Source organism: Streptomyces nanhaiensis, assembly GCF_046614825.1.
GTDB classification, from domain to species: domain Bacteria; phylum Actinomycetota; class Actinomycetes; order Streptomycetales; family Streptomycetaceae; genus Streptomyces; species Streptomyces radiopugnans.
On record NZ_JBKJFM010000045.1, the window covers coordinates 26,008 to 36,980 of the forward strand.

Annotated in this window: 9 protein-coding genes and 1 pseudogene; 5 read left to right on the forward strand and 5 right to left on the reverse strand. The window is 74.4% G+C overall.

Features of this window, described 5'->3' with window-relative positions; all coding sequences use genetic code 11:
* Window positions 1–53 precede the first annotated feature (53 nt).
* A complete protein-coding gene (locus tag ACLIYP_RS12950) occupies window positions 54–1,283 on the forward strand; it encodes a GNAT family N-acetyltransferase (RefSeq protein WP_412713294.1) in 1,230 nt (409 codons plus the stop codon).
* A gap of 61 nt (window positions 1,284–1,344) precedes the next feature.
* On the opposite strand, the gene ACLIYP_RS12955 is transcribed toward ACLIYP_RS12950, so the two are convergent.
* The 3 genes from ACLIYP_RS12955 to ACLIYP_RS12965 are packed head-to-tail and all read right to left on the reverse strand — an operon-like array spanning window position 1,345 to window position 3,336.
* Window positions 1,345–2,187: an Fpg/Nei family DNA glycosylase gene (locus ACLIYP_RS12955; protein WP_412713295.1), complete on the reverse strand. Its 843-nt coding sequence runs from the start codon at window positions 2,185–2,187 to the stop codon at window positions 1,345–1,347.
* Window positions 2,188–2,212: 25 nt separating this feature from the next.
* A complete protein-coding gene (locus ACLIYP_RS12960; RefSeq protein WP_412713296.1) occupies window positions 2,213–2,701 on the reverse strand; it encodes a ribose-5-phosphate isomerase in 489 nt (162 codons plus the stop codon).
* A gap of 26 nt (window positions 2,702–2,727) precedes the next feature.
* Window positions 2,728–3,336: a biotin transporter BioY gene (locus tag ACLIYP_RS12965; RefSeq protein ID WP_412713297.1), complete on the reverse strand. Its 609-nt coding sequence runs from the start codon at window positions 3,334–3,336 to the stop codon at window positions 2,728–2,730.
* A gap of 357 nt (window positions 3,337–3,693) precedes the next feature.
* Between ACLIYP_RS12965 and ACLIYP_RS12970 the strand changes: the two genes are divergently transcribed.
* Window positions 3,694–5,127 (forward strand): amino acid permease, encoded by a 1,434-nt coding sequence (locus tag ACLIYP_RS12970; protein ID WP_412713298.1) that lies wholly within the window; start codon window positions 3,694–3,696, stop codon window positions 5,125–5,127.
* Window positions 5,128–5,332: 205 nt separating this feature from the next.
* Here ACLIYP_RS12970 and ACLIYP_RS12975 read toward each other — a convergent pair whose 3' ends face one another.
* Complete coding sequence (locus ACLIYP_RS12975; protein ID WP_412713302.1) at window positions 5,333–5,980, reverse strand: mycothiol-dependent nitroreductase Rv2466c family protein; 648 nt, start codon at window positions 5,978–5,980, stop codon at window positions 5,333–5,335.
* Window positions 5,981–6,253: 273 nt separating this feature from the next.
* Between ACLIYP_RS12975 and pepN the strand changes: the two genes are divergently transcribed.
* Together pepN and ACLIYP_RS12985 are read left to right on the forward strand one after the other, a co-directional pair.
* Window positions 6,254–8,866, forward strand: coding sequence for an aminopeptidase N (gene pepN, locus ACLIYP_RS12980; RefSeq protein WP_412713299.1), 2,613 nt, complete (start codon window positions 6,254–6,256; stop codon window positions 8,864–8,866).
* 102 nt (window positions 8,867–8,968) lie between these two features.
* Window positions 8,969–10,027 (forward strand): hypothetical protein, encoded by a 1,059-nt coding sequence (locus tag ACLIYP_RS12985; protein ID WP_412713300.1) that lies wholly within the window; start codon window positions 8,969–8,971, stop codon window positions 10,025–10,027.
* A gap of 121 nt (window positions 10,028–10,148) precedes the next feature.
* Here the strand turns inward: ACLIYP_RS12985 and ACLIYP_RS12990 are convergent, their stop codons facing one another.
* Window positions 10,149–10,520: a helix-turn-helix transcriptional regulator gene (locus ACLIYP_RS12990; protein WP_412713301.1), complete on the reverse strand. Its 372-nt coding sequence runs from the start codon at window positions 10,518–10,520 to the stop codon at window positions 10,149–10,151.
* 151 nt (window positions 10,521–10,671) lie between these two features.
* Here ACLIYP_RS12990 and ACLIYP_RS12995 point away from each other — a divergent pair.
* Window positions 10,672–10,973 (forward strand): annotated as a pseudogene (locus ACLIYP_RS12995) (hypothetical protein); the annotation flags it as partial.

Sequence of the window (10,973 nt, forward strand, 5' to 3'; positions counted from 1 at the left end):
CGGTGTTCGATAACCAGTCGCCCCGCCTCCACCCGCCTGATAGGGATGGTCGCATGACGAGTACGGATCTGCGGACGCTGCGCCCCGGGGAGTGGGACGACTGGTACGGGAAGCTCGAACTCGCCTTCGGCGAGTCCGAGCCGCCCGAGGCCCGGGCGCTGTGGCGGGAGCTGACGGAGTTCGAGCGGTCGATCGCCGTCCGGGACGGGGAGGAGATCGTCGGCACGGCCGGCACGCTCTCCTTCCGCATGTCGGTGCCCGGCGGCGCGATCGTGCCCACCGGAGGGCTGTCGATGGTCAGCGTGGCCGCCACGCACCGGCGGCGCGGCATCCTGACCGCCATGATGCGGCGGCAGTTGGACGACGTGCGGGCGGCCGGGGAGCCGCTGGCGGTGCTGACCGCCTCGGAGCCGGCGATCTACGGACGCTTCGGGTACGGCGTCGCTGCCCGCCACGTGCGCGCGCGGATCGACACCGCCAGGGTGCGTCTGGAGGTGCCGCCGGGTACGGACGGGGTCCGGCTGCGGAGCGCCGATCCGGTCGCGGCGCTGGAGGAGTGCGAGGCGCTCTACGCCCGCCGGGTGCCTTCCCGGCCCGGCATGCTGGAGCGTCGTCCGGGCTGGGAGCGGCAGGGCGTACTGGATCCCGAGGGCTGGCGGGAGGGCGCGTCGGCGCTGCGCTGCGTGCTGGCCGAGGCGGACGGCGGGCTGCGCGGATACGCCCGCTACGCCGTCAAGCCGGAGTGGGACGCGGCCGGGCCGAGGGGCACGGTGGTGGTGCACGACCTGGAGGCCCTGGACCCGGTGGCGTACGCGGCGCTGTGGCGCTTCCTGTTCGGGATCGACCTGACCTCGGCGGTGGAGGCGAAGTCCCGTCCGGTGGACGATCCGCTGCTCCACATGGTCAGCGACGTCCGGCGGTGCGGGCTCCTCCTGCGCGATCTGCTGCACCTGCGCCCGGTGGAGGTGGGCGCGGCGCTGGCGGCCCGCCGCTACGCGGCGCCGGTGGACGTGGTGCTGGAGGTGGAGGACCCCTTCTGCCCCTGGAACACGGGGCGCTGGCGGCTGACCGGCGACGGCTCGGGCGCGTCCTGTGAGCGCACCGGTGACGCCGCCGAACTGGCCCTGGGGCCGAGGGAGTTGGGCGAGGCCTATCTGGGCGGGACGTCCCTGGCCGCGCTGGCGGGCGCCGGACGGGTGCGGGAGCTGCGTCCCGGGGCGCTGGCCGGGGCCGCGACCGCGTTCGCCTGGCCCGTCGCGCCGTGGCTGCCGCACGGCTTCTGACGGCCCGGGCGCACCCGGCGGGCCCGGCGGACGCGGAGCACCCGGCGGGCCCGGCGGCGGGTCAGGGCTTCTGGCAGCCGGGACACCAGAACAGGTTGCGGGCGGCGAGCGGTGCGGTGCGGATCTCCTGGCCGCAGACGTGGCAGGGCATCCCGGCCCGGCGGTAGACGTACACCTCGCCGCCGTGGTCGTCCACGCGCGGCGGGCGGCCCATGGCCTCGGGGGTGTGCTCGGGCCGTACGGTGTCGATGCGGTTGTGGCGCACGCCCTCGCGCATCAGCCCGGCCAGGTCCGCCCATACCGCCTCCCACTCGGCCCGGGTGATGTCCCTGCCCGCCCGGTAGGGGTCGATGTTGTGCCGGAAGAGGACCTCGGCGCGGTAGACGTTGCCGACGCCCGCGACGACCTTCTGGTCCATCAGCAGCGCGGCGAGCGTGGTGCGGCTGCGGGATATCCGCGCCCAGGCCCGCTCGGGGTCGGCGTCGGCGCGCAGCGGGTCGGGGCCCAGACGGCCGGTGACCGCGTCCTTCTCGGCTCCGGTGAGCAGTTCGCAGGTGTTGGGGCCGCGCAGGTCGGCGTAGGCCGGGGGCGCCTCGGCGGTGGCCAGGCGCAGGCGTATCTGCCCGACGGGGGCGGGGGGCGCTCCCCGGCCGAGGGCGAAGGAGCCGTACAGGCCGAGGTGGATGTGGATCCATTCGCCGCCGTCGCCGTCCTCCCCCTCGAAACGGGGGAAGCCGAGGAAGAGGTGCTTGCCGTGGGCGTCGGCGCCGCCCATCGTCCGGCCGTCGACGAGGGCGGCCCCGCCCTCGAAGCGGCCCTGGGGGCTGGAGGCCCGGACGGGCCGGCCGCCGAACCTCTCCTCGAGGTCGGCGGCCAGCCGGTGGATGGTGTGGCCTTCTGGCACGGGTGCGGGTCAGTCCTCGCGGGGTTCAGTCCTGCTGCGGGTGGTGGGCGGGGACGGGCGGGAGGGCCCCGGTCCGCTCGTACGACGAGAGCATGTCGATGCGGCGGATGTGCCGCTCGTCGCCGGAGAAGGGGGTGTCGAGGAAGGCCTGCACGAAGGAGACGGCCTCCTCGGTGGTGTGCATCCGGGCGCCGACGCTGATGACGTTGGCGTCGTTGTGCTCCCGGCCCAGCCTGGCGGTCTCCACGCTCCACGCCAGTGCGGCCCGCACCCCCTTGACCTTGTTGGCGGCGATGGCCTCGCCGTTGCCCGAGCCGCCGATGACGATGCCCAGGGAGTCCTCGTCGTCGGCGGTCTGCTCCGCGGCGCGCAGGCAGAAGGGCGGGTAGTCGTCAGCCGCGTCGTAGATGTGCGGGCCGCAGTCGACGGGCTCGTGCCCGGCCTCCTTCAGCCACTGGACGAGGTGGTTCTTCAGTTCGTAGCCGGCATGGTCGGAGCCGAGGTACACGCGCATGGGACGGAAGTCTATTCAGGGCCGGCTCAGGACTTGCGACCGACCAGCTTCCAGGCCGCGGGGAGGGCTCCCATGGCCAGTGCCGCCTTGAGCGCGTCACCGATCAGGAAGGGCACCAGGCCGGCCGCGACGGCCTGGCCGGCGGACATGCCCGTGGCCAGCGCCAGGTAGGGGACGCCGACGGCGTAGATGATCGCGGTGCCCACGGCCATGGTCCCGGCGGTGCGCAGCACGCCGCGGTCCCCGCCGCGGCGGGCCAGGGCGCCGACGGCGACGGCGGCCAGCAGCATGCCGATGATGTAGCCGAAGGAGGGCATCGCGGCGCCGGAGGTGCCCTCGGCAAACCACGGCATCCCGGCCACGCCCGCGGCGGCGTACAGGCCCATGGAGGCCAGGGCGCGGCGCGGCCCCAGGCCGGCGCCCAGGAGCAGGGCGGCGAAGGTCTGGCCGGTGACGGGTACGGGCGAGCCCGGCACGGGGACGGCGAACTGCGCGGCCACACCGGTGAGCGCGGCGCCGCCGAGGACCAGCGCCGCGTCGCGCAGGCGGGCGCGGGCCGCGGTGGAGGCGGGCAGGACGTCGGCGAGGACGGCGCCCGGGCGGACGGTGGCTGTGGCGGTGGCAGAGGTGCTCATCACGGCTCCGGTCTCGTGAGGACTTCGGGGGACGCCCCGACGTTAACCGACGTTAGCCCCGGAGCCCCCGTGAGATTGGCGACAAAGAAGGGCTGGTCCAGCTTGTGGGAGGCCACTGGAGGACGGCTGGAGGGCGGTCGCGCGCCCCGGCCGGAGCCGCTTCCCCCCGGCCCCGCGGGATGCCGGCGAGGGCACGGCCGGCATGCGCCGCCGATGTGCACGCGGAGTGACCAAGGCGTCCGGATATCGGACAGAGGGGCGAGTGGCGTTGCCGCGGGCCGGGTCGGGCGCCCACACTGACCGGGTGCGGAACCAACTACTCCGCTTCCCCCCGACCCCCTGGACGGCACCTTCCCCATGTCCGGCACGCCCGATCTGAAGACCACCGCCTCCCCCCGCCGGGAGGCGGGCGGCACCGAGCACTCCGCCCTCTCCCACGGCCTCAAGCAGCGCCATCTGTCGATGATCGCCCTCGGCGGTGTGATCGGCGCCGGCCTCTTCGTCGGCTCCGGTGCGGGCATCGCCGCCGCGGGCCCGTCCATCGTCCTGGCCTACGCCGCCTCCGGGCTGCTGGTGATGCTGGTGATGCGGATGCTCGGCGAGATGTCCGCCGCCCACCCCGCCTCCGGCTCCTTCTCCGTGCACGCCGAGCGCGCCATCGGCCCGTGGGCCGGCTTCACCGCCGGGTGGATCTTCTGGGTGCTGCTGTGCGTGGCCGTCGCCGTGGAGGCGCTGGGCGCTGCGACGATCATGGCGGGCTGGCTCCCGGGCACGCCGCAGTGGCTGTGGGTCGCCGTCTTCATGGCGGCTTTCACCGGCAGCAACCTGCTGGCCGTGCGGAACTTCGGCGAGTACGAGTTCTGGTTCGCCGCCCTGAAGGTCGCCGCGATCGTCCTCTTCATCGTCCTGGGCCTGGTGGCCGTCCTCGGCCTGCTGCCCGGCACCCCCTCCCCCGGCCTGGACAACCTCACCGGGCAGGGCGGCTTCCTGCCCAACGGCACGGAGGGACTGGTCGTCGGCCTGCTGGCCTCGGTCTTCGCCTACGGCGGACTGGAGACGGTGACCATCGCCGCGGCCGAGTCGCGGGACCCGGTGCGGGGCGTGGCCAGGGCCGTGCGCACGGCGATGTGGCGCATCGCCGTCTTCTACGTCGGCTCGATCGCGGTGATCGTCACACTGATCCCCTGGGACGACGAGTCGGTGCTCGCCGGCCCGTACGCCGCCGTGCTGGGCCACATCGGCGTCCCGGCCGCCGCCCAGGTCATGAACGTGGTGGTGCTGGTCGCCCTGCTGTCGGCCATGAACGCCAACATCTACGGCGCCTCGCGGATGGCGTACTCCCTGGTCGCCCGGGGCGAGGGCCCGGCCTTCCTGGGGCGGGTCAGCGGCGGGGTGCCGCGCCGGACGGTGTTCGCCTCGGCCGCCTTCGGCTTCTTCGCCGTGCTGCTGAGCTTCTGGTGGCCCGACACCGTCTTCGCCTGGCTGCTGAACATGGTGGGCGCCGCCGTGCTGGTGGTGTGGGGCTTCATCGCCGTCTCCCAGCTGATCACCCGCCGCAGGCTGGAGCGGGAGGCGCCGGAGCGGCTGGTGGTGCGCATGTGGCTGTTCCCCGCACTGACCTGGCTGTCGCTGGCGGGGGTGGCCGCGGTGCTGCTGCTGATGCTGCGCGAGGGCGACACCCGCACCCAGCTGGCCTTCACCGCCGGACTCACCCTGGCCCTGTCGGCGGCCGGACTGGTGCGGCAGCGGCGGGCCGCGGCGAGGGCCGCCGAGGCGGCGCGCGAGGGATAGCCGCCGCGCCCGCGTACGCCCCCGGATGCGCCGCTGCCGTCCGCCCCGCCCCGCCGCACACGGGTTGTGCGCGAACCGCGCGCGATGCGCGGCGGGGCGGGGAGGCCGTACGGTGCCCTCCGCGCCGCCCGCGGATCACCGGCGGAAGGCGGTACGGAAGGCCCCCAGGCGGACGGGGACGGGGGCGGGAAGGGGGCGCGGAGGCTCAGTCGAACCTCGGGTCCTCCGTACGGGTCCGCTTCAGCTCGAAGAAGCCGGGGGTGGAGGCCACCATCAGCGTGCCGTCCCACAGCCTGGCCGCGGCCTCGCCCTTGGGCGCCGGGGTGACGACCGGCCCGAAGAAAGCGGTCTGCCTCCCGTCCGGGCCCGGTACGGCGATCACCGGCGTGCCGACCTCCTGGCCGACCAGGCCGATGCCCTCCTCGTGCGAGGCGCGCAGCCGCTCGTCGTAGGCGTCCGTGTCCGCCGCGTCCGCCAGGTCCTCGGGGAGACCGGCCTCCTTCAGGGCGTCCACGATCGTGGCGCGCTCGTTGGGCAGGCCCCGGTTGTGGAAGCGGGTGCCCAGGGCGGTGTAGAGCGGGCCGAGCACCTCGGGGCCGTGCTTCTGCTCGGCGGCGGTCAGCACGCGCACCGGGCCCCAGCCGGCCTCCATCAGGTCGACGTACTGCTGCGGCAGCTCGTCCAGCCGGTTCTCGTTGAGCACCGACAGGCTCATCACGTGCCAGCGCACCTCGACCGGGCGGACCTTCTCCACCTCCAGCATCCAGCGGGAGGTCATCCAGGCCCACGGGCAGATGGGATCGAACCAGAAGTCGGCCGGGGTCCTGCTCGCGGTCTCGGGCGTCTCGGGCATGCGGATCTCCTCGTCGTACGGGTCGTACGGGTCGTGCGGGTCGTCTTCCCGCGGGCGGGCTCGCACGGACGGCGGCCGTCGCGCGGACGGCCGCCGGGGTGCCCAACGGGAACGCCCGGGAGCCGTGCGGTGATTCCCGCCCCGCCTCCTCCCCCGCCCCTCCGCCCCGCCCCCCGGCCCGTCCGACCGACCGGTCGACCGCCCGCGCGCCGGTGCGCGGGCGCATGAAATCCTGGCCTTCGTTGTCGAGACGCGAGACGAGGGAGTCACGCCGTGCCCGGTGAGAATCTGACCCGTGACGAGGCCCGGGAGCGCGCCCGGCTGCTGACCGTGGACGGGTACGACGTCGCGCTCGACCTGCGCTCCGCGGTCGGGCCCCACCCCGGGGACGGCCCGCGCACCTTCCGCTCCACCACCACGATCCGCTTCCGCTGCGCCGAGCCGGGCGCCTCCACCTTCGCCGACCTGCTGGCCCCGGCGGTCGCCTCGGTGACGCTCAACGGCCGCGAGCTGAACGCGGACAAGGTGTTCGACGGCACGCGCGTCGCGCTGGACTCCCTGGAGGCCGAGAACACCCTGACCGTGGACGCCTGGTGCGCGTACAGCCGCACCGGCGAGGGGATGCACCACTTCGTCGACCCCGAGGACGGCGAGACCTACCTCTACACCCAGTACGAACCGGCCGACGCCCGCCGGGTGTTCGCCAACTTCGAGCAGCCCGACCTGAAGGCGCCCTTCGCCTTCACCGTCACCGCCCCCGCGCGGTGGACGGTGCTGAGCAACGGCGCGCGCACCGGCGAGCCGGAGCCGGCCGGGGAGGACGCGGCCGTCTGGCGCTTCGAGGTGACGAAGCCGATCTCGACGTACATCACCACCGTCGTGGCCGGCCCCTACCACCACGTCACCGACGTCTACCGGCGCGAACTGCCCGGCGGCGGCGAACTGGTGATCCCGCTGGGGGCGCTGTGCCGCAGGGGGCTGGCCCGCCACTTCGACGCCGAGAACGTCTTCGAGGTCACCAAGCAGGGCCTGGACTTCTTCCACGACCACTTCGACTACCCGTACCCGTTCGGCAAGTACGACCAGGCGTTCGTGCCCGAGTACAACCTCGGCGCGATGGAGAACCCGGGCTGTGTGACCTTCCGCGAGGAGTTCGTCTTCCGCGGCAAGGTGACCGACGCCTCCTACGAGGGGCGCGCCAACGTCATCCTGCACGAGATGGCGCACATGTGGTTCGGCGACCTGGTCACCATGGAGTGGTGGGACGACCTGTGGCTCAAGGAGTCCTTCGCCGACTTCATGGGCTCCTTCTCGATGGTGGAGGCCACCCGCTTCACCGACGGCTGGATCACCTTCGCCAACCGCCGCAAGTCGTGGGCCTACCGCGCCGACCAGCTCCCCTCCACCCATCCGATCACCGCCGACATCCGGGACCTGGAGGACGCCAAGCTCAACTTCGACGGCATCACCTACGCCAAGGGCGCCTCCGTCCTCAAGCAGCTGGTTGCGTACGTGGGGCGCGACGCCTTCCTGGAGGGCGCGCGGCGCTACTTCAAGCGCCACGAGTGGGGCAACACGCGGCTGGAGCACCTGCTGTCGGTGCTGGAGGAGACCTCCGGGCGGGACATGGGCGAGTGGGCGCGGGCCTGGCTGCAGACCGCCGGGGTCAACTCCCTCACCCCGCAGGCCGTATACGACTCCGCCGGCCGGATCACCGAACTGGCGGTCGTCCAGGAGGCGGCCGGGGAGTACCCGGTGCTGCGCCCGCACCGGGTGGCGGTCGGGCTGTACCGGCGGCGGAACGCGGGGGGCGCGCTGGAGCGCTACGCCCGCGCGGAGGTGGACGTCACCGGCGTGCGGACGGTCGTGGAGGAGCTGGTGGGCGCCGAGCGCCCCGAGCTGATCATCGTCAACGACGACGACCTGACGTACTGCAAGGTCCGCTTCGACGAGGCCTCCCTGGACACCCTCCGCTCCCACCTGGACTCGGTCACCGACAACCTGGCCCGCGCGCTGTGCTGGTCGGCCCTGTGGAACCTCACGCGCGACGCGCTGATGCCCGCCCGCGACTTCCTCGACCTGGTGCTGCGCTTCGGCGGCCGGGAGTCCGACATCGGCGTGGTGCAGATGCTGCACGCCTGGGCGCACACCGCCCTGGTGCACTACGTCGCGCCCGAGTGGCGCGAGGAGGGCGCACGGCTGCTCGCCCACGGCGCGCTGCGGCATCTGCGGCAGGCCGAGCCGGGCGGCGACCACCAGCTCGCGTGGGCGCGGTTCTTCGCGTCGGTAGCGCACGACGAGCACGACCTGCGGATGCTGGACGGGCTGCTGGAGGGGACGGGCCGCATCGACGGGCTGGAGGTCGACCAGGAGCTGCGCTGGACCTTCCTGGAGGCGCTGGCCTCCCAGGGGCTGGCCGACGAGGGGCGGCTGGCGGCCGAACTGGCCCGCGACGACACCGCCTCCGGCAAGCGGCACCAGGTGCGCTGCCTGGCCGCGCGGCCGTCGGCCGAGGTCAAGGCGCGGGCGTGGACGGACGTGGTGGACTCCGACCGCCTGTCCAACGCGCTGGTGGAGGCGACCATCTCGGGCTTCGACCAGCCGGGGCAGCGGGAGCTGCTGGCGCCGTACGCGCCGCGGTACTTCGAGGCGATCGAGCGGGTGTGGGCCGAGCGCTCCATCGAGATCGGCATGTCGGTCGTCCGCGGCCTGTTCCCGGCGCTCCAGGACAACCGGGCCGTGCTGGCGGAGACGGACACCTGGCTGGCCGCGCACGAGGACGCCGCGCCCGCGCTGCGGCGCCTGGTGCTGGAGGCCCGCGACGACATGGCGCGGGCCCTGCGGGCGCAGCGCTGCGACGCGGCCGCCCATGCGGCGGCGAGCTGATCGGCGTTCGAACGCCCGTACTTTAGGACGGGCGTGTCCGCGTTCGTCGACAGGCGTGTAACAGAGGTTGGCGGGCGGAACGCGGGCGGGAATCGCGGGGACATGAGCCACGACACCCCCGTGTCCCCCCGCACCGTCCGCCGCCTGTCGCACGTACGCCGCCGGGTGGTGACGGCCCGCACGCTGCGCGAGCGCGGCGTGTCGGCGGCCGCCGCCGACGAGCGCTGCCGGCCGGGCGGCCCCTGGCAGATGCCGCTGCCCGGCGTCTACCTGCTGCACCCCGGGCCGCCGACCGGCGAGGAACGGCTGCACGCGGTGCTGCTGTACGCGGCGGGGGCGGAGCGCGTACCCGGGCAGGCCTCCCCGGGCCCGGCCGCCCCTACCGCCGTCCGCGGCGCACAGGCTGTGATCACCGGGCCCGCCGCGCTCGCCCTGCACGGCTTCTCCTCCACACCCCCGCTGTCCGCCCTGGAGCACATCGACGTACTGGTGCCGCACACCCGGCGGCTGCGTCCGGCCGGCTGCGCCCGCGTGGTGCGCACCCGCTCCCTCCCCGCGGCCGAGGAGGTCACCGGCCTGCCCGTGGCACCCGTGCCCCGGGCCCTGGCCGACACCGCCGCCCGGACCGGCGACGCGGTGGCGGTGTGCCGGATGCTGACCGAGGCGGTGCGCGGCGGCCACTGCGAGGCACGGGCCGTCGTCCGCGAGCTGGTACGGGCGCGGCTGCTGGGCCGCCCGCACCTGGCGGACGCCGTGGACGCGCTGCTGGCCGAGAGCCGGTCGTTGGCCGAGAGCCTGCTGTACGGCCTGGTCCGCGCCCACGGCCTGCCCGACCCCTGCTGGAACGTCGACCTCCGGCTGCCCGGCGGCCACCACCTCGGCGGTGTGGACGCCTACTGGCCGGAGCAGGCCGTGGCCGTCGAGATCGACCTCCGCGACGGCACGGGCACGCAGGGGGGCGCGGGCGCGGAAGGGAGCACACGCCCGCCGGCGTACGCCCGCAAACGCGAGCGGCTGCGGGGCCAGGGCATCACGGTCGTCCACGTCACCGCGGCCGCGCTCCGCGACCGGCCCGCGCAGCAGGCCGCCGTGGTGCGCACCGCCCTGATGACCGCGCCCGAGCGCGGGCCGGCCGCGTACGTGGAGGTCCTGCCGCGGTGAGCGCCGGGGCCCGGACTCCGGAACTGGGCTCCGGAACTGGGCTCCGGGGCTGGACTCCAGGACTGGGCTCCGGGACCGGGCTCCGGGACCGGGCCCTCGGACGCTCAGGACCGCCAGACCCTCAGGCGCCGGAGACCTCCCGCCTCTCCCCCTCCCGGGCCGCGGCGTCCCGGGAGGCGGGGGCGGCCGGGGGGTCCTCGCGGTGGAGGAAGGTGTCGAGCAGGTCGCCGACGGGGTGGTCGGCCTCCGAGGGGTGGCGGAGGGCGACGGTGGGATCGATCGTGTAGCGGTTGCGCCTGCCGACCCGGGTGCGGCTGAGGTATCCGGAGGCCTCCAGGTCGGCGACGATCGCCTGGGTCGCGCGCTCGGTGATGCCGATGGACGCCGCGACGTCCCGCAGCCGGACCTCGGGGTCGCGGGCGATGTGCAGGAGTACGCGGGCGTGGTTGGTGAGGAAGGTCCACCGGTCGCCGCGGGAGGGGGAGGCGGTCATGCCTCCATCGTACGATCCGCGCTTCGTGCGTCACCCCTGGAAGGGCGCTACACAATTAGCGAAGAATTTTTCGCGTAATTATTGACGCGCTTCTCTCTTCGGGTGATCCTTGGGTCGTACGCCCGTTTCCGCGCAGGAAGGCGGATCCGCCGTGACCATGCCGTACCTCCCGCCCCGACCGATCGCCGCCGTCCTCACCGACCGCCTCGACGACATCGCCGTCGTCGACGACGCCGTACGCCTGGCCGGGATCCACCGGGCGCCCCTGCTGCTGGTGGCCGTACTGCCCGCACACCTGGACGACCGGGCCGTCGGGCGGGCGGGCGCCGCCGTCCTGGCCAGGGTGCTGCCCCGCGTGGGGCGGGCCGGCCTGGGCCACATCCCCGCCGCCCACCGTCTGGCGCCGCGCCGCGGCGCACGGCTGCTGCTGCGCCGCTACGTCTCGCGCGGCGC